18 protein-coding genes are annotated in these 19,507 nt (G+C 37.8%); 13 read left to right on the forward strand and 5 right to left on the reverse strand.

Translation table 11 applies throughout. From position 1 onward, the window contains the following. Nucleotides 1-9: 9 nt before the first annotated feature. The 3 genes from pyc to NST76_RS04230 all read left to right on the forward strand — a co-directional run bounded on the left by pyc (nucleotide 10) and on the right by NST76_RS04230 (nucleotide 4,377). The gene (gene pyc, locus NST76_RS04220) at nucleotides 10-3,444 is read left to right on the forward strand and encodes a pyruvate carboxylase (RefSeq protein ID WP_101966398.1); all 3,435 of its coding nucleotides are present in this window, start codon (nucleotides 10-12) and stop codon (nucleotides 3,442-3,444) included. A gap of 131 nt (nucleotides 3,445-3,575) precedes the next feature. Next, complete coding sequence (locus NST76_RS04225; protein WP_036125348.1) at nucleotides 3,576-4,196, forward strand: TetR/AcrR family transcriptional regulator; 621 nt, start codon at nucleotides 3,576-3,578, stop codon at nucleotides 4,194-4,196. Then, on the forward strand, nucleotides 4,189-4,377 hold the full coding sequence (locus NST76_RS04230) for a hypothetical protein (RefSeq protein WP_036125343.1): 189 nt from the start codon (nucleotides 4,189-4,191) through the stop codon (nucleotides 4,375-4,377). Before NST76_RS04225 ends, NST76_RS04230 begins: the two co-directional genes overlap by 8 nt. Before the next feature lie 54 nt (nucleotides 4,378-4,431). Here NST76_RS04230 and NST76_RS04235 read toward each other — a convergent pair whose 3' ends face one another. Further along, complete coding sequence (locus tag NST76_RS04235; protein WP_058843455.1) at nucleotides 4,432-5,355, reverse strand: heme A synthase; 924 nt, start codon at nucleotides 5,353-5,355, stop codon at nucleotides 4,432-4,434. A 336-nt stretch (nucleotides 5,356-5,691) separates the two neighbouring features. On the opposite strand from NST76_RS04235, the gene cyoE reads away from it, so the two are divergent. The 7 genes from cyoE to NST76_RS04270 all read left to right on the forward strand — a co-directional run bounded on the left by cyoE (nucleotide 5,692) and on the right by NST76_RS04270 (nucleotide 12,298). Then, on the forward strand, nucleotides 5,692-6,609 hold the full coding sequence (gene cyoE, locus NST76_RS04240; RefSeq protein ID WP_036125331.1) for a heme o synthase: 918 nt from the start codon (nucleotides 5,692-5,694) through the stop codon (nucleotides 6,607-6,609). Between the two features lie 99 nt (nucleotides 6,610-6,708). After that, on the forward strand, nucleotides 6,709-7,797 hold the full coding sequence (gene coxB / locus NST76_RS04245; protein ID WP_036125330.1) for a cytochrome c oxidase subunit II: 1,089 nt from the start codon (nucleotides 6,709-6,711) through the stop codon (nucleotides 7,795-7,797). A gap of 40 nt (nucleotides 7,798-7,837) precedes the next feature. Next, nucleotides 7,838-9,721: a cytochrome c oxidase subunit I gene (gene ctaD, locus NST76_RS04250; RefSeq protein WP_036125328.1), complete on the forward strand. Its 1,884-nt coding sequence runs from the start codon at nucleotides 7,838-7,840 to the stop codon at nucleotides 9,719-9,721. Further along, nucleotides 9,721-10,347 (forward strand): cytochrome c oxidase subunit 3, encoded by a 627-nt coding sequence (locus tag NST76_RS04255; RefSeq protein ID WP_036125326.1) that lies wholly within the window; start codon nucleotides 9,721-9,723, stop codon nucleotides 10,345-10,347. The genes ctaD and NST76_RS04255 overlap by 1 nt, the downstream gene beginning before the upstream one ends. Then, complete coding sequence (locus NST76_RS04260) at nucleotides 10,347-10,691, forward strand: cytochrome C oxidase subunit IV family protein (RefSeq protein WP_036125323.1); 345 nt, start codon at nucleotides 10,347-10,349, stop codon at nucleotides 10,689-10,691. Before NST76_RS04255 ends, NST76_RS04260 begins: the two co-directional genes overlap by 1 nt. Nucleotides 10,692-10,872: 181 nt before the next feature. After that, on the forward strand, nucleotides 10,873-11,796 hold the full coding sequence (ctaG, locus tag NST76_RS04265; RefSeq protein WP_036125321.1) for a cytochrome c oxidase assembly factor CtaG: 924 nt from the start codon (nucleotides 10,873-10,875) through the stop codon (nucleotides 11,794-11,796). Nucleotides 11,797-11,836: 40 nt separating this feature from the next. Next, a complete protein-coding gene (locus NST76_RS04270; RefSeq protein WP_036125319.1) occupies nucleotides 11,837-12,298 on the forward strand; it encodes a DUF420 domain-containing protein in 462 nt (153 codons plus the stop codon). Between the two features lie 18 nt (nucleotides 12,299-12,316). Here NST76_RS04270 and ytvI read toward each other — a convergent pair whose 3' ends face one another. Together ytvI and NST76_RS04280 are read right to left on the reverse strand one after the other, a co-directional pair. Next, nucleotides 12,317-13,375: a sporulation integral membrane protein YtvI gene (ytvI, locus tag NST76_RS04275; RefSeq protein ID WP_080717108.1), complete on the reverse strand. Its 1,059-nt coding sequence runs from the start codon at nucleotides 13,373-13,375 to the stop codon at nucleotides 12,317-12,319. Between the two features lie 147 nt (nucleotides 13,376-13,522). Beyond that, a complete protein-coding gene (locus NST76_RS04280) occupies nucleotides 13,523-13,924 on the reverse strand; it encodes a YugN family protein (protein WP_051891699.1) in 402 nt (133 codons plus the stop codon). Nucleotides 13,925-14,071: 147 nt separating this feature from the next. Here NST76_RS04280 and NST76_RS04285 point away from each other — a divergent pair, with 147 nt between their 5' ends. Both NST76_RS04285 and NST76_RS04290 read left to right on the forward strand, forming a co-directional pair. After that, on the forward strand, nucleotides 14,072-15,259 hold the full coding sequence (locus NST76_RS04285; RefSeq protein WP_036125317.1) for a CAP-associated domain-containing protein: 1,188 nt from the start codon (nucleotides 14,072-14,074) through the stop codon (nucleotides 15,257-15,259). Between the two features lie 150 nt (nucleotides 15,260-15,409). Further along, a complete protein-coding gene (locus tag NST76_RS04290) occupies nucleotides 15,410-16,882 on the forward strand; it encodes a UDP-N-acetylmuramoyl-L-alanyl-D-glutamate--2,6-diaminopimelate ligase (protein WP_036125315.1) in 1,473 nt (490 codons plus the stop codon). Here the strand turns inward: NST76_RS04290 and NST76_RS04295 are convergent. Further along, entirely contained in the window at nucleotides 16,863-17,360 is a 498-nt protein-coding gene (locus NST76_RS04295) for a PaaI family thioesterase (RefSeq protein WP_340812628.1), read from the reverse strand. The genes NST76_RS04290 and NST76_RS04295 overlap by 20 nt on opposite strands. A 90-nt stretch (nucleotides 17,361-17,450) precedes the next feature. Between NST76_RS04295 and NST76_RS04300 the strand changes: the two genes are divergently transcribed. Further along, a complete protein-coding gene (locus NST76_RS04300; protein WP_036125306.1) occupies nucleotides 17,451-17,897 on the forward strand; it encodes a YlbF family regulator in 447 nt (148 codons plus the stop codon). 521 nt (nucleotides 17,898-18,418) lie between these two features. Here NST76_RS04300 and NST76_RS04305 read toward each other — a convergent pair. Then, complete coding sequence (locus NST76_RS04305; protein ID WP_340810022.1) at nucleotides 18,419-19,333, reverse strand: glycerophosphodiester phosphodiesterase; 915 nt, start codon at nucleotides 19,331-19,333, stop codon at nucleotides 18,419-18,421. Nucleotides 19,334-19,507 lie beyond the last annotated feature (174 nt).

Below are 19,507 nucleotides of genomic sequence, written 5' to 3' on the forward strand. Positions count from 1 at the left end.
GGGATATCTATGGAATCAATCAACAAAATTCTCGTAGCTAATCGAGGAGAAATTGCAATTCGTATTTTCCGTGCCTGTACGGAGCTGAATATCCAAACCGTTGCCATCTATTCAAGGGAAGATAGTGGTGCCTTTCATCGCTTTAAAGCAGATGAAGCTTATTTAGTGGGAGCTGGCAAGAAACCAATTGATGCCTATTTAGATATTGAAGGTATTATTGCCATCGCAAAAGATGCAGATGTTGATGCGATTCATCCAGGGTATGGTTTTTTATCAGAAAACGTGGAATTTGCACGTCGCTGTGAAGAAGAGGGGATTGTCTTTATTGGACCAACTTCTCAGCATTTAGATATGTTTGGGGATAAGGTCAAAGCACGTTCGCAAGCTATTGCGGCTGAGATTCCTGTTATTCCTGGTACAGATGGTCCTGTAGCCGATCTAGCAGAGGTAGAGGCATTTGCTAACGATTATGGCTTTCCAGTTATGATTAAAGCGGCACTTGGCGGTGGTGGGCGTGGGATGCGTCTTGTGCATACACCAGAGGAGCTTGCTTCTTCTTATGAAAGGGCAAAATCAGAGGCAAAGGCTGCTTTTGGATCTGATGAGGTGTATGTTGAAAAGGCCATCATCAAACCAAAACATATTGAAGTACAAATTATTGGCGATCAGCAGGGCAATATTGTGCATTTATATGAACGTGATTGCTCGATTCAACGTCGTCATCAAAAAGTGGTTGAGATTGCGCCATCCCATTCGATTTCACAAGAGTTAAGAAATCGTATTTGTGATGCTGCGGTGAAATTAATGAAGAATGTCTCGTACATAAATGCAGGGACAGTGGAATTTTTAGTTGCAGGAGAAGATTTTTATTTCATCGAGGTGAACCCTCGCATTCAAGTAGAACATACGATTACAGAAATGATTACAGGTGTCGATATTGTCCATGCCCAAATTAAGGTGGCAGCAGGCTATGGTCTACACAGTGAAGAAATTCATATGCCGAAGCAAGAGGATATGCCAATGATTGGCTATGCTATTCAGGCTCGTGTGACAACGGAAGACCCTGCTAATGACTTTATGCCGGATACAGGAAAATTAATGGTTTACCGTTCAAGTGGCGGTTTCGGTGTGCGTTTAGATGCAGGGAATGGATTCCAAGGTGCTGTCGTTACACCATACTATGATTCTTTACTAGTGAAAATCTCAACATCAGGCATGAACTTTAAAGAAGCTGCTGCGAAAATGGATCGTAATTTAAAAGAATTCCGTATTCGTGGTGTCAAAACAAATATCCCGTTTTTAAATAATGTCGTCACACATGAAAAATTTTTATCAGGTGCTTTTGATACAAGCTTTATTGATACAACACCAGAGTTATTTGAATTCCCTGTTCGAAAGGACCGAGGAACTAAGCTGCTAAGCTATATTGGGAATGTTACATTAAACGGCTTCCCTGGAGTAGAGAAAAAATCTAAGCCCATTTTTGTGCGACCGAACATACCTAAAATCGATCCACTTATTGTGCCACCAGCAGGTACAAAGCAAATTTTAGACACACAAGGGGCAGATGGCTTAGTACAATGGATTTTAGCACAGGATGATGTACTGCTAACAGATACAACATTCCGTGATGCTCATCAATCCCTGCTCGCTACACGTGTTCGATCACAGGATATGTATCAAATTGCTGATGCAACAGCTCGTATGATGCATCAACTATTCTCGCTGGAAATGTGGGGTGGAGCAACATTTGATGTAGCCTATCGTTTCTTGAAAGAAGACCCGTGGGAGCGTTTAGCCAAACTACGTGAGCAAGTGCCAAATGTGTTATTCCAAATGTTATTGCGTGGAGCCAATGCTGTTGGTTATACGAACTATCCTGACAATTTAATCCGTGAATTTATCGCCGAATCGGCAGCATCAGGCATTGATGTCTTCCGCATTTTTGATAGCTTGAACTGGATTAAAGGCATGGAAGTAGCTATTGATGCAGCGCGTCAATCTGGAAAAATTGCGGAAGCGGCGGTTTGCTACACAGGAGATATTCTGGACGACAGTCGTGCCAAATATTCGGTGCAATATTATAAAGATATGGCGAAAGAGCTTGAAGCAGCAGGTGCCCATATTTTAGCGATTAAAGATATGGCTGGTTTATTGAAGCCAGAAGCAGCTTATCGTTTAATTTCCGAGTTAAAAGAGACGACAAGTCTGCCAATCCACTTGCATACACATGACACAAGTGGTAACGGGATTTATCTATATGCGAAAGCCATTGAAGCAGGAGTAGATATCATTGATACAGCTCTTGGCTCTATGGCTGGCTTAACATCTCAGCCAAGTGCAAACTCTTTGTACTATGCGATGAAGGGCGGTAAACGCGAGGTACGTGCGGATATAGATGCTTTAGAGAAATTATCGTACTACTGGGAAGATGTACGTAAATACTATAAAGATTTTGAAAGTGGTATGATCAGCCCACATTCTGAAATTTATGTGCATGAGATGCCTGGTGGACAATATAGTAACTTACAGCAGCAAGCAAAAGCAGTGGGTCTTGGCGATCGTTGGGAAGAAGTAAAACATATGTATTCCCGTGTAAATCTACTATTTGGTGATATTGTTAAAGTAACACCATCTTCCAAAGTGGTAGGCGACATGGCACTTTTCATGGTGCAAAATGATTTAGATGAAAACACAGTGCTAACTCGAGGGCAAACGATTGATTTCCCAGATTCTGTTATTGAATTCTTCCAAGGCTATCTTGGACAGCCACATGGCGGATTCCCAGAGGCACTACAGCAGGTTGTGCTCAAAGACCGCCAAGCAATTACAGTTCGTCCAGGAGAGTTATTAGAGCCTATTCAGTTTGAACAATTAGAGACTGTACTGGAGGATAAGTTAAATCGTCCTGTTACGAAAAAGGATGTATTAGCCTATGCACTCTATCCAAAAGTCTTTGAAGAGTATGCGAAAACGGAAGAATCCTTCGGCAATATTTCGGTTCTAGACACACCTACATTCCTATATGGCTTAAAGCTAGGGGAAATTATTGAAGTCGAAATCGAAAAAGGAAAAACGTTAATTATTAAACTTGTTTCCATTGGTGAACCTCAGCACAATGGGACGCGTGTTCTGTACTTCGAGTTAAACGGACAATCTCGTGAATTGGTTATTCAAGATATGACCGTAGAGGTAGATGGTAATCTAGCTTTAAAAGCAGATCCAAGCAATCCAAATCAAATTGGTGCTACAATGCCAGGTACTGTGTTAAAAGTCGTTGTTTCCAAAGGTAGTCCAGTTAAACGCGGTGACCACCTATTAATCACAGAAGCAATGAAAATGGAAACAACCGTTCAAGCACCGAAAGACGGCGTTGTGAAAGAGGTTTATGCAAGTGCAGGGGATGCCATTTCAACAGGGGATTTATTGATTGAAATTGAATAAATAATCATGAAAAAGGTTATGAGATGCTATTTGAGCATCTACATAACCTTTTTCATTGTATTTAAATATTAAATCCTTTAAAATTTGATTAAGTAATCAAAAAAATAATTAATTAATCAGAAGGAGGATCTATGGATAGCCATAAAAACACGTTTATTCAGGAAGCTAGAAAGCAACAAATTATTGCAGCAACTATAACGACACTAGATGATATTGGTTATATCAAGGCAAGTTTAGCACAAATTGCTAAACGGGCTACTATCAGTACAGCATTAATTTCATACCATTTTGCAGATCGTCAAGATTTGATCGACCAAAGCCTGCAAGCGTTACTTGAACAATCCGCAACATTTATTTTGACAAAAACATATGCTGCCGATGATCCAGCTACACAATTGGCAAATTTCATAGAGGCAAGTATTGCTTATCAAGCGACACATCCGAAGGAGAATGCGGCATTATTAGAAATTATATTCAATGCTCGTACAGCTGAGGATGTTCCTTATTATAAAATTTCGGATGATGGTGAAGATCCTTTATTGAAGGCTTTATGTAAAATATTAGAGGATGGTAAAGAACAGGGGACATTTACTGTTGACTCTGTCCAGGTGATGGCAAAAGTGATTCAAGGTGCTATTGGTGAATATATGCTAATAGGGGGACCGATTTCGGTTGAGGCAGAGGAATATAGTCAAGAAGTAATTAAGATTATGTGGACAGCAATGAAAGTAGAGGGACATAAAAATGCTTAAAGCACTATTTAATTGGATGTTTGTCATTGGTTTAATTCTATTAGGAGGTCGTCTTGTAACGGTTATTTGTCGATATTTCGATATTCCTTTTACAACATTTTTTAAAGACTATGCGCTAGTATCTATGATTATTTTAATTGTAGGAATTATAGGAACGGAGACCTTGAAGAAACAAAAATAAGAATCATAGAAAAAAGATTCGTCACATAATAGGTGGCGAATCTTTTTTGATAGCCTATTTCTTTTTTTCATTATAATTACTACGAGCAACTAACATGATCATGTAGCATAATAGACCGAATAAAAGGGAAATGAATAATGAATGCAGTAAAGCGACTGTTAAATTCAGTCTAGTGAGGACTACTAACATACCAGCAACCACTTGTAAAACTACTATAGTAAAGGCAATAACCCATCCATAGTAAATAACACGTTGATTTTTATATTCTTTCACAGCGTGCCAAGTTATGTATGCAATCCAAATGAAAATAATAAGAACAGCTAGTCGATGTCCCATTTGCACCCACTCGTACATGTTATTCGGTAGTGCGAAAGGTGTTTCATTATAGCAAAATGGCCAGTCAGGACAAATTAAGCTCGAATCTGTATGACGAACCAACGCCCCTGTATAAACAACTAAATAAGAATAAATTGTGACAGCAATTGTATGCCAACGTAACTTTTTACCAATAAATACGTTATCGGCATCAAATTTTCGATCGACCTCAAATACAATCATAGAAAGAAGAAGAACCGCAGCAAAGGAAATAAGAGAAATTCCAAAATGAAGTGCAAGGATGAAATCACCTTGTCCCCATAATACTTGAGCTGCTCCAATAAGAGCTTGCGCGATTAAGAAAAACATCGCTAAGAAACCTAATAGCTTTACTTCACGAATATGTCCGAGTTTACGCCATGTCCAAATGGTTAACACAAGAATTGAAATAGATACGACTCCAGTTACAAGACGATGTGAAAATTCAATCAGGACTTCTGGTGTAATCTCCTTTGGAATAAGAGATCCATTACAATCAGGCCAGTTTCGACCACAGCCTAAGCCACTATCTGTTTTGGTAACGAGAGCTCCACCTAGTAATATAAGGAGCATCCCTACTGTAGCGGCAACAGCAAACCACTTTAAATACCTGTTGTGTTGCATAAAATGAGTCACCTACTTTATCTATCAACATTACAAGAGCGTAATGTTTCTGCTACTAGATAATATCGAAAATACGTATAAAAAACAACTTGTAAAGAGAAGGGAGTAATAGATGTCGAATCCATTTCACAAATTGTTCATAATTTCGTGCTTTAACCTTCACAATTCATTTTAGAAAATGTTTTACTATAGATATGTTGTTTTTATTTATATTTCTAGACAAAACTAATTTTTACAACTTCATCTAAATTTCACTTAATGTCTAGAAATCAATCGCAAATTTCGCTATAGTTATTGTTAGCGGAATATGCTTACAAAAATGAAAGGAGAGGTATTATGTCAAACGGTCGTACACTGGCGGCTACTAGAAATACTGGCCCAGAAACAACATCTGTTGTAAAAGATTTCTTAGCACTAATAAAAATTGGCATCGTTAACTCGAATCTTGTCACAACGTTTACAGGGATGTGGCTGGCTTTTCAGTTTACTAGTAGACATTTCTTGCAAGAGCTTGATGTTATATTCTACACCATGCTGGGTGCGGCATTAATCATTGGTGGCTCAGGTGCAATGAATAACTTCATTGATCAGGATATTGATCCTATCATGAAAAGAACAAAAGCAAGACCGACAGTGACTGGCAGATTCAAGCCGAATTTTGTATTGACCATTGCCCTCTCATTTTTAATTGTAGGTGAAATTTTGTTATTTGCGGCATCGTTTGCAGCCGGCATGTGGGGACTAGCAGGAATATTTGCTTATGTCGTTCTGTATTCAATGTGGTCAAAGAGGAAGCATGTTAGTAACACGGTTGTAGGAAGTATTTCAGGGGCTATACCTCCAGTTATTGGATTTGCAGCGGTTGAACCTGCTTTAGGTCTAGGAGCACTTGCCTTATTTCTTATTATGTTTGCATGGCAGCCACCACATTTCTATGCGCTTGCTATGAAACGTACGGAGGAATATCGTGCAGCTAAAATACCAATGCTACCTGTAGTAAAGGGATTTAAACGTACAAAGTACTCAATGTTATTCTGGATTCTTTTATTATTACCGTTACCTTTCCTTTTACCAGAGCTTGGAATTGGCTTTTTAACTCTTGCCACTGCATTGAATTTGGGTTGGTTAATACTAGCTCTGAAAGGCTTTACAACAAAAGATGATATGAAGTGGGCAAATAAAATGTTTATTTATTCGTTGAATCATATGACCATACTATTTGTAGCCATCATAATATTTGCGCTGTTTAGCTAAAGTTAGGAATTCTTTCTTTTTTTTAAGAATTCATATAGACAGAACTAATGTCCTAGGAACACATGAAAATACAACAAAGAAAGAGGGGTTTAATTAAGCATGATGAAAGGGCTTAAAAAATGGCGTCTTTTTTCACTTCTAGCAGTGATGATGGTTTTCCTTTCAGGTTGTGGTGAAGATTATCTTTCTACACTAAAACCATCTGGAGAAGTAGGTAAACAACAATTAAATTTATTACTGTTAACTACTATAATTATGACGCTAGTAGTAGTAATCGTATCCGTTATTTATTTACTTGCATTCCTAAAATACCGTCGTTCACGCGTTGGTGAAAATGTTATCCCTAAGCAAGTAGAGGGTAGTCACACATTAGAAGTGATTTGGACAGTTATACCGATTATTTTATTATTAATTATCGCTGTACCAGTTGTTACAACTACTTATAAATTTGCAGATGTTGCTGCAATGGATGAGGTAGATGAAGAAGGGAATAAAACTGCCCTAACGATCAATGTAACAGCAAAATTATACTGGTGGGAATTCGAATACCCTAACCAAGGTATCGTAACGGCTCAAGAGCTAGTAGTACCAACAGGTGAAAAGGTTTACTTTAATTTAAAAGCTGCCGATGTTAAGCACTCATTCTGGATTCCTGCTGTAGGCGGTAAAATGGATACAAACGTAGAAAACTTAAACAAATTCTACTTAGTATTTGATAAAGAATCTAAAGATCTTAAAGATGGCGTATTTTATGGAAAATGTGCTGAATTATGTGGACCTTCACATGCATTAATGGACTTTAAAGTAAAAGCATTAAGCCCAGATGCATTTGACGCATGGGTTGATGCAATGAAAGCAACAGAAGGACAAATTGCTGACAAAGCTTCAACAGATCTTGGTGAAGCAACTTTTGCTAACAGCTGCTTAGGCTGTCACGCTATCTCAGGTTCAGGAGCAGGCGGTACACCAGGTCCAAACTTAACTACGTTTGGTGACCGTAACCGTGTTGCTGGTTTCTTAGAACACAATGAAGAAAACTTAAAAGCTTGGATTAAAAACCCAGAAGAATTTAAACCAGGTAACTTAATGATGAACGCTGAAGGCACTGCGCCTATTTACGGTGATTTATCTGATGAAGAAATTGAAGCTCTTGCAACTTATATCATGAGCTTATCAGTTGAAAAATAAATTTCGTTCTATGTAACAAATTTTGAGGGAGGTAAAAGTTGTGAGCTCATACACACAGAAAAAGGGCTTTGGAGCAACTGTCTGGGATTACATTACTACTGTTGACCATAAAAAGTTAGCAGTCATGTATTTATTAGCCGGCACATTGTTCTTCGCTATCGCTGGTTTTGAAGCGTTATTAATGCGTATTCAGTTAATGAAACCAAATAACGATTTCGTGTCAGCTGGTTTTTTCAATGAATTATTAACAATGCACGGAACAACAATGTTATTCCTAGCTGCTACTCCATTACTATTCGCATTTATGAACATGCTTGTACCATTACAAATTGGTGCGCGTGACGTTGCATTCCCGTTCCTTAACTCTTTAGGGTTCTGGTTATTCTTCCTAGGTGCTGTATTCCTTCACCTGTCATTCTTTATGGGTGGCGCTCCTGATGCGGGCTGGACTTCTTATGCATCATTATCTTTATATTCTCCAGGACATGGTATTGACTTCTATGTTCTTGGTTTACAAATTTCAGGGGCAGGTACATTAATTTCAGGTCTTAACTTCATCGTTACGATCATTACAATGCGTGCTCCTGGTATGACATTCATGCGTATGCCATTATTCACATGGACAGCTCTTGTATCAAGTGCATTAATTTTATTCGCATTCCCTCCATTAACAATTGGTTTATTAATGATGTTATTCGACCGTATGTTCGGTGGTAACTTCTTTGACCATACAATGGGTGGTAACACAGTAATTTGGGAGCACTTATTCTGGATCTTCGGACACCCAGAGGTTTATATCTTAGTATTACCGGCGTTCGGTTTATTCTCTGAGATTATTCCAGCGTTCTCTCGTAAACGTTTATTCGGATACTCTTCAATGGTATTCGCAACAATTTTAATTGGTTTCCTAGGGTTCATGGTTTGGGCTCACCATATGTTTACAGTTGGTCTTGGGCCAACAGCAAACGCAATCTTCGCTGTTGCAACAATGGCAATCGCGGTTCCAACAGGTATGAAAGTATTCAACTGGATCTTAACTATTTGGGGCGGATCTATTAAAGTTACAACACCAATGCTTTATGCACTTGGTTTCATCCCGTCATTCGTTGCGGGTGGTGTTACAGGGGTAATGCAAGCATCTGCACCTCTTGACTATCAATTACACGATTCTTACTTTATCGTTGCTCACTTCCACTACGTAATCGTTGGTGGTATCGTTACAGCATTATTTGGTTCAGCGCACTTCTACTGGCCAATTTTCTTCAACCGTATGTTAAACGAAACGCTTGGTAAAATTACTTTCTGGGTATTCTTTATTGGATTCCATTTAACGTTCTTCGTTCAACACTTCTTAGGTTTAATGGGTATGCCACGTCGTGTATTCACTTACATGGAAGGTCAAGGTTGGGATCAGTTCAACTATATCTCTACAATCGGTGCATTAATGATGGGTGTAGGGGTTATCTTAATGGTAATCAACTGCTTAATGTCTATTAAAGGCAAGCCAGCAGGTCGCGACCCATGGGGCGATGGACGTACTTTAGAATGGTCAATTCCACAACCAATTCCATTCTACAACTTCCGTCAAACGCCACTTGTACGTGGTTTAGATCCATGGTGGATTGAAAAACAAGAAGGTAATAAAGAAGTGACATTTGCTGAGCCAATCGGTGATATTCATATGCCAAATAACTCAGCGATTCCATTCGTTATTTCATTAGGTATGTTTATTGCAGCATTCGGTGCACTTTACAATCCAGATGCAGATAAACCATGGTCTATCTATGTATTAATCATTGGTTTAGCTATTACATTTGGGGCGATGATTGTTCGTTCAGTTAAAGACGATCATGGTTTCCACTTACACAAAGAAGAAATTCTTGAAATTGAAGAACATCTTTACGGCAAAGGAGGAAATAAATAATGGATTTCAATACTAAATTTACTCCTCATACTTGGCCAGATCATCCTGAACAAGCTACGATGGAAGGTAAAAATAAAGTCGTTGGTTTCTGGATTTTCCTTGCCTGTGAAGTTGTACTTTTCGCAAGTTTATTCGCTACTTATTTAGCGCTTAAGAACAAAGGGCCAGCTGGCATGGAGTTCACAACTCAAGGTTTATTTGAATTACCATTAGCATTTGCTATGACGATGTTATTATTAACATCATCACTAACTTCTGTTTATGCAATTTACCATATGCGTAACTTTAACTTTAAAGGGATGCAAACTTGGTTAGCCATTACTTTAGCTTTAGGTCTTGGATTCTTAGCACTTGAAATCTATGAATTCCAACACTATGTGCACCTTGGTTTTACATTTAACCAATCTGCATTCGCAACTGCGTTCTATTCTTTAGTTGGTACACACGGTTTCCACGTAACTTTAGGACTTGTATGGATTGCAACTTTAATGATCCGTAATGCGAAACGTGGTTTAAACTTGTACAATGCACCTAAATTTTTCGTAGCTGCTTTATATTGGCACTTTATTGACGTTGTTTGGGTATTTATCTTTACAGTAGTTTACTTGATGGGAGTGATCGGATAATGTCTTCACACGATACACCTATAGTTGCTAAGTCACAGGCACAGTATGAGTATGATCGTCATCATAATGCCGTTCATATGCGTAAACAAGTAATCAACTTTGCGATCATGATTTTCTTTACGTTTATCGCATTCGCAGTAGTTGCAGCTGATTTTTCTAAATACTTAATCATGCCATTCGTATTATTATTGGCTGGTGTTCAAGTTGTACTTCAGCTTTATTCTTTCATGCACTTAGAGGACAAAAAAACACACTTTGGTGGTGTTATTGGCTTCTTCATGTGGATGGGGATGTTAATCGCATTTACATTCTTCTTAGCATTTTTAACAATCATTTGGTGGTAATCACCAAAAGAGCACGTTCGTTAATTGTACGAACGTGCTTTTTCTTATGTTTTAAAGTTGTGAAGGTTTCAAAAAGAGACAAACACTGTTAAACTTAACATTTGTTCACCTTTCGTTCATTGCAGTATAGCTGTAAGCGTTTTATAATAGGAGTACTGAAGTTTAAAGGAGTGCGTTCTATATGCCACTTAGTATATTTGGTTTCCAAGCATTGTGGAGTCCCTATTTAATAGGAGTTCTTGTTTTTATAACGATTATCTATTTTTTAGTCACAGTAAAGTGGCGTAATGATTTTAAAGTAAGTGAACCTCTGAAAAAGGGAGAAGCCATTTATTTCGTGTTAGCCATGATTACTATTTATATCATTAAAGGTTCTCCAGTTGATTTAATGGCTCACATTATGTTTACCATGCATATGGTTCAAATGGCGATCTTATTATTGCTTGTTCCGATTTTCTTAATTAAAGGAATCCCTTGGTGGGTTTGGAAAGTTGCGATTGAAGCACCGGTTGTTAGAACGTTGTTTAAAGTACTGACATTACCAGTTGTTGCAGTCTTTGTGTTTATTGGTCTATTTTCCTTCTATCATTTGCCTTCAGTATTAGATTACATTAAATTAAATGAAACATTACATGGTACCTATACATTTGTATTATTTCTTTCAGCTATTTTTATGTACTGGCCTTTAATTCAAAATATGCCTAATAGTGCTAAAATGAAGCCTTTGCATAAATTAGCCTATATTATTGCAAATGCTGTGTTAATTACACCTGCTTGTGGATTAATCATTTTTGCTCCTAATGCAATGTATGAGACATATACAAATGGTGATGCCTGGTTAAAAGCAATGGAGCTGTGTGTACCAGCCTCTACATTATCAGGCTTATCATTATCAGGACCAGAGCTGTTTACAGACATGAAACCTGTTGCAGACCAGCAATTAGGTGGCGTATTAATGAAAATCTTACAAGAGCTTATTTTTGGTGTATTAATTGGGACAATCTTTACGAGATGGTATCGTTCTGAACAAAAAGATCCAGATAAAATTACGGCTGATGCATTAGCTGCACACCAAAAAAAATGGGAAAGTCAACAGCAACATTAATTGTAATATAGAAATTTACTTTGTATAAGGGGTTTTGACAATGGAATTGCAAATTTTGCCTACTATTAGTACATCGTTTATCGTCATTAGTGCTGTACTAGTAGCGATAGGATGGGGCTTAATTATAAAAAGAAATGTAGAGGGGCATAAGAAAGTAATGCTTGCTGCAGGTGTTGCGGCACTTATATTCTTTATTATCTATGCATCCCGTACAATCTTTATTGGAAATACGGCTTTTGGCGGTGGAGAACATTTAAAACCATATTATACGTTCTTTTTGATTTTCCATATTATTTTGGCGACATCTGGAGCCGTGTTTGGTATCGTTAGCATTATTTCGGGTTTGAAAACAAATATTAAGTTACACAGACGTATTGGACCAATCACAAGTATTATTTGGTTCTTTGTTGCCATCACTGGTGTACTTGTTTATTTATTGCTATATATTTTATTTGAACCAGGTGAAACAACATCCGTTATTAAAGCCATTTTAGGGTTTTAAAAAAAATCTCCCTCTTTATTATTGTAAAGGTGGGAGATTTTTTGTAGTTGGTTGAAATATAGAAAGTATCACTACAACAAGTAAAGGGCCTATTAATATCCCAAGAAAACCAAATATTTTAAAGCCGATAAACATGGCAATGAAGGTATTTAAGGAGGAAAGGCCAATTTTATCACCAATAATTTTTGGTTCAATCATTCTGCGGACTAGAAATTGCCCCACATTTAGTAACGTTAGAACGACAGCATATATATAGTCGCCTGCAAATACTTGATAAATGGCCCATGGGACTAAAAGGATAAATGAATCGAGAAAAGGGATAAAATCTAATACAACGAGTGATAAAGCTAACAGTATGGGAAATGGCGTTTTTAAATAATAAAATGCTGCGAAGGATATCGCAAAGATACTAGCACCAACAAGCAATTGTGCTTTTAAAAAGCCGAATAAGGCTAGTTTAACGCGCTGCCCAATAAAAATGATTTTTTGATGATAGTGAAAAGGAAAGGGCATTAATAATTTCCGATTAATGGCTGGCAAATCTAAGAGCAACATATACAAGACAATCCAATAAACAAAAACATCAAATAAAAGGGAGGGGATATATGTTAGTAAAGTAGACAATACATTCACATTTGTTAAGGATATGGCGAATTTTTCTATAGAGGCTAAAGCATTTTCAATCATGAATTGAATTTGTAAAACGAGTTCTACAGGTAAATGATAGGTGTAGTTACTGAGCTTGGATTGCATTTGAATCCATAAGGCCGATAGTTGATTAAGGTACTCAGGAATATCGATGATAAAAGAAGAAAATTGTTTCCAGCTTATATAGAGTATAAGTGTACATAATAATAAAGAGATACTGAGAAAAAATAAAAAAAAGATGAAAACAACTATTTTACGTTTTTTTCGAAACCGTTTGCACATTCGAACAATAATCGGTTCTAAAAGTAACGCGGTTAAGTAGGCAAGGAGGATTGGTAACGATATAGAAATGAACCAGAGAAGCAGAAGCCCAATCGCTATGACGATTATGGGATGCCGAAAAAAAGGACGATTAAAAAAAGATAACATTTTTCTCACCTACATCCATGTAATAGATATAGGTAGTATGAGGAGAAAAAATTTTTTTACTCAAAATAAAAAAAGACTGGACCACCAGTCTTTTCATAAAATGAAGCTACTTACGCTATACTTGCTGTCACTTTAGTTTAATAAAGATTAGCGTGCGTTAACAGGTTCGAAGTTATTTTTATTTGTTGGCTCAATTGAGAATTGATCTAATTCTAATTTAACCTTTTTTAAGATTTCTTCACATTTTGTTACAAGATGTGCTGGGTAAACTTCATCATCCCCATATTCAACACCATGTGGGTAATAGTATTTACCTAGGGCTGGTTTCATTAACGTAAGGATGGCATCGTGTGCACCTACATCACCAGAAATGGCATATGCGAATACGCGTAGGTAATAGCGACCTTCACGAGTATCGAAACGTTTATCGAATGTCATACGTTCGTAATCCCAACCGCCATCACATTCTAAACCATGCTTTTTCATAATGCTGACAATTAGTTCTTGATCAGCTGTTAAATTTTCAAGGTTAGTATTTTCAAAATACATGTATAGTCCTCCTTTAGGTTCTCGTACAAAGTATACGCTCATTTTTATAATAGAGCATATTCGACATTGTTGCAATGACAACATTGTGTCAACCCAATTACAATTGATATAATAACTTACAATAATGGTGATGAAAAGGAGTCCTGTATGAAAGCTTTATTCCGCATTTTAATGGTTTGTGGCGCAATTGCATTAATTGGCTTTATGTTTTTCAATACCCCGCAGGAAAATGAGCCGTTAGAAGGACCAAATACCAATTCTAATATAATCCCTCAAACACAACTAAAGCAACAGTCTGCTGTAGGAGCAATGACACGACCTCAAACAGGCATATCAACTTTGGTAGGAAAAGGCATTCAAACCGTTTTAGAGCAATATGGGGAACCAACGAGAAAAGAACCGTCTTCATTTGGCTATCAATGGTGGGTCTACAATAAAGATGTTGCTACGTTTTTTATGATTGGTGTTGAAAATAATATTGTAACGCAAGTTTACATAGCTGGACAAGAAATCGATGCATTTCCTTTTAAAGTTGGACAAAAACGCGATGAAATATACCGTATGACGATTATTGATTATGAGGTAGCGGCCACTGTGGGAGAAAATATTTTCATTTTCTCGATGAGTGAAGAAGATATGCAAACAAGGTTGCTTGTCAAATTTGATGGCCTTTATGCACAGCTTTATATAGATAGGGAGACAAGTGAGCTACAGGGAATACGTTATACAGACAGTGAAACACTTGTCCTTCATCAACCATATGAAATGAGTTATCAAGGTGAACTAGTGAGACGTACGCCACCGTCTTCATTTTTGCAGCAAGAAATCGATGTAGCTAGCGCCAAACAGCTTGATGATCTCTTAAATGTTACGAGGGTACATCATGAATTACCACCTTTAGCAATGGATGAATCATTAGAAGAAGCTGCAAAAATGCATAGTGAAGATATGAAGGTGCAAAATTTCTTATCACATGAGTCTCCAACTAATGGAGATTTAAAAAAGAGATTACAGGCACATGACATCGACTATAGTGCAGCGAATGAAAATCTTGCCACTGCTTATTTTGATGCGATAGAAGCTATGCATGGTTGGACAAATTCGCCTGAACATAGGAAGGTGTTATTGGATGATCGATATACACGCGTTGGTTCCGGTGCTTTCGTAGATTATTATACGCAAATCTATATAGAGCCTACTGCACAGACGATGGATAGTGAAGAGCAAGATAGAAAAAAACAAGATATTGAAGAACAGGATAACGAAGAACAGAGAAATAAAGAACCAGATAGTGAGGACCCTGTAGAGAATACAGAGCAATCCTCCTCATCCTAACAACAGAATATCAGTTTGAAGACAAGCTCGAATAGCCGAGCTTGTCTTTATTTTTTTATAAGGTAGTACTTTCACTGTGGGCTTCTACATTTTTCGTCACACCGTTACAAACGCCGTCATATGATAGAGAACGGAAAGGGGGAATGAGGCTTGCAACTAGCTGAGTTATTAAAAGATTGGCCATGTAGTGTGACAGGAGGATCCATTCGAACAGAAATTACAGGCGTAGAAGATTATGCACAGGCCGTACAACCCGGCGACATTTTTATTGTACGAAAGGGCAAAAAAACATCAGGAAGTCGTTTTGTTAAAGAAGCGTTGGCACGGGGGGCTGCTGCCATTGTTTCGGAAGAAAGTATTTCTTTGCCGATTATGGATAAAGAAATTCCTTTTGTGTGGGTTCCGAATACAGCATTATTTTTATCGTATGCGAGTGCGAAGCTTGCTGCTTTTCCAGCAGAGGCTTTAACGGTTATTGCCATTACCGGTACAAATGGAAAGACCACGGTGAGCCATTTTGTTAGTCAGCTTCTAAATGCCTTACATAAAAAAGCAGCAGTTATTGGAACGGTTGGCTTTTTCATCAATGGCGAGAAACAACAAACGGCTTACGAGCAACTAACAACATTGCAGGCCAAAGAATTGCATCCGATATTAAAGCAATGTGTACGAAAAGGGGTTACACATGTTGTGCTAGAAGCTTCTTCAATGGGCTTACAGCAGCATAGACTCGACCATTGCGATATTGACTGTGGTGTATTTTTAAATCTATCAGAAGACCATTTAGAAGATCATGGTGGTTTAGAAGCATATAAACGTGCAAAAAAAAGATTAGCCGATTTATCCAAAAAGTTAGTATTAAATGGAGATGATAACTTTTGTCGTTCTGTAGGGATTTATGATAAGAAAAAATCCTGTTCATTTGGCTTTGATAATCACAACGATCTACATATTCAAATTGTCAGTGAAACAGTTGGAAAAACCGTACTTTGCTTACAAACAACAGCGAGTGAGCATATTGTGGAAATTCCTTTTGTCGGAAAATATCATGTACAAAATACTATTGCTGCCTTAATGGCTATATGGCGCCTAGGTGTCCCGATGGAAGATCTAGTTGGTCATATGTGGTCCTTAAAACTACCAGAAGGACGACTTGAGAAGATTGATAATCCTTTGGGTATAGAGGTTTATGTAGATTATGCGCATACAGCAGAAGCCTTACAAGCCGTTTTACAAACCTTTAATCGTTCCAAAACAATTTACCTTGTTTTTAGTTGTGGTGGAAATCGTGATAAGGCGAAGCGCTTCGCCATGGGAGCGGTAGCAAGTAAATACGCGGACGTTATTTATTTAACAACAGATAATCCACGAGATGAAGATCCAATCGTGATAAATGAAAGCATTATTGCAGGCTTTACAGAGCAACAATATTATGAAATTTACTTAGATCGGAAGCTTGCTATCCATCAAGCGTTAGCAAAGGCGAAAAAGGGCGATATTGTCCTTGTGGCCGGAAAAGGGCATGAACAAACACAGCAAATTAAAAATCAAAAATTGCCTTTTTCCGATCAACAATGCATCAAAGATTATTTTGCCAGTCTCATTACAGACGACGCTGAATAACAAAGAAAGATCCTGTAGCAATAGCCAGCTTGCGACCTGTCTCATCTTCGATATCACATTCCATGACGAGTGTTTGACGTCCTTTATGAACAAAACGACCGCGTGCAATCAATTCTTTATTCGTTGTTGTGGCAATATACGATAGATTCATATTCGTTGTAACCACATTATATCCCTCTGGTACAGAGCGTGAAGCAAGTCCGCCCATAGCTGCATCGGCAATTGTCGCAATAATGCCACCATGAGGCACCTTAATTGTATTATGAATAACTGGTGTAATAGGGATACGAACCTCACTAATTTCAGGCTCAAATTTACCTACCATATGTAGGGCAGCATTAAGATAACGACGATGAATGCCTTGCTGCTTCTCTCTTAGCCCATTTAAAAGATGTAATAAAACTTCTTCATCTTCCTCAGTACTTTCTTGTAAAATTTCAGCTAGTAATTGTTCTATCTGTCCTTTAGATTTTGTCATTAATTGGCAAACCTCTTTCATTAAAAGTATCAATAATGTAAAATTACCATAAAATCTGTTATGATGGGAAAGAGATTGGGGGAATTAAAAATGATGATGACCTCTGACTGGGTACTCATTTTGGATGAGACCGAAGCGCTTTGTGAGATGATTCTTTCCTCAGAACCTGCGATTGCGCTACAGCAAGCGTATGATGCAGTCTATAGTGATGCACAAATTGTAGAAGCTATTTACGCATTTAATCGCATGAAAGAGCAGTACGAAGATGTACAACGTTTCGGAAAATATCATCCAGACTACCATACAATCATGAAGTCAATTCGCCAACAGAAAAGGGCACTTGACTTGAATGAAAAAGTTTCAGCTTTAAAAATTGCTGAAAACGATTTTCAGGATTTACTCGATGAGATTAGCCTATTAATAGGTAAAACAGTCTCTGAAGCTGTAAAAGTTCCTGTTAGTAACCCATTCTTTGCATCTGGTTCATCTTGCGGAGGAGGATGTGGCTCGGGCGGCTCATGCTCTTGCTCAGCATAAAATACGATGTGTATGTTACACATCTCTTCTAGACTGTAGACAACTCCAAGTATTCACAGGAGGTTGTTTACAGTCTTTTTTCAATTGATAGGAGGAAACATACTTGAATGGCTGTCATCCCTGGTGACAGGATAGGAAAAAAGTTGTTTAGGCTGCTAAAAAGGTTCTAAATCAAGTAGCTTTATTGGATGGCCTTACAAATATCCTTTTATATTATAGTCTAGTTGGATCCGTGGTATGCAAGGTCAAAAGGATTGGATACTCGATTTGAGGATTATTAAGATTTAGAGGCTTTCCTCAGATTTAAGACAGGGAGTTGGCCCATTTTTAAGGAGCTATCGTGGGAACCATGACGAGTTAGTAACGGTTTCTGGGGAAGAAAACGAATACAGTAATTCTTCAATATATTATTGCTCATGAAATCCATCAGATTAGACAAGCCCATATCTGCTCATTATATAGGTAGAACATTCAAATGAAGGGAAGGCACGTAACTAGTGTCCTTCCCCTTTATGTTCGTATCATGATAACGACTCTTGTTCCTGTAATAATTCAGCAGCTATATCAGGGCGATCTGTAATGATCCCCTTGGCGCCATTATGGATTAATTTTTTCATCGTGTCGATATCATTGATTGTCCAATAGTGGACAGGTATGTTGAGATGATTCAAAAATTGAATAAATTTAGGTGAATCTAATGCGATAACGCCTGATTTAGGTGGGATTTGGAAAACATCAACTTTCGGATGATATAAGTGCCCAAATTGACTTGAGAAGGAGGCAAATGCTTTTCTCACATCTGATTCACCGGCACCAAGTGCTACTTGATTTTGGGCATATAAATTAAAACGATCGATTTGCTCACCATAGAAGCTTGTCACAACGACACGCTGTTCAGCGCCTAGCTCTTCGATTAAGCGCCAAAGTTTAGAAGGCATCAAACTTCCCTCATAAGTATCTGGAGCATCTTTAATATCAATATTGATGAGCATATTTGGATAAGTTTCAAGTAGCTCTCGTAATGTCACTACATTAATTTTTTCCTCTCGATATGGAAAAGCGTCATCCAAATCTTCAAATTGATAGCCGTGATTTAAGGCATTGATTTCTGCTAAGGTCATATCGGCAATGAGACCATAGCCATCCGTTGTACGATCAACTGTATCATCATGGAAAACAATGATTTCCTCGTCTTTTGTTAAACGGATATCAATTTCAAAGCCATCGACTCCTAACTGTGCTGCTTTTTCAAATGCGATCATTGTATGCTCAGGTGCTAAAAGAGCCCCGCCACGATGCGCCAGAATGATGGGGCGATCAAATTGCAATGCTTGTTTGCCTTCACGTTGCTGTGGTTTAGAAATAGCTTTACTACCTGCCCAAGCCGCTGCACTTGCCGCAGCAATAGCAAGGGCAATTTTTGTTTTCTTACCCATATTCGTCCTCCTTAACAATTATCTTCATATAAAAAGTAATGGTGAATTCATTGTCAGTATTGATAATTAAAGTACCTACTAAAACTAATAGCTAGTAGAAGTGAATGATGCTTTTTTCATGCTGATATATGCAAAAGCAAAAAAATACGGAGCTATTACGCGGAGGCGTAAATG

The sequence above is a fragment of the Lysinibacillus sp. FSL W7-1291 genome (genome assembly GCF_038593415.1).
Taxonomy (GTDB): Bacteria; Bacillota; Bacilli; order Bacillales_A; family Planococcaceae; genus Lysinibacillus; species Lysinibacillus fusiformis_D.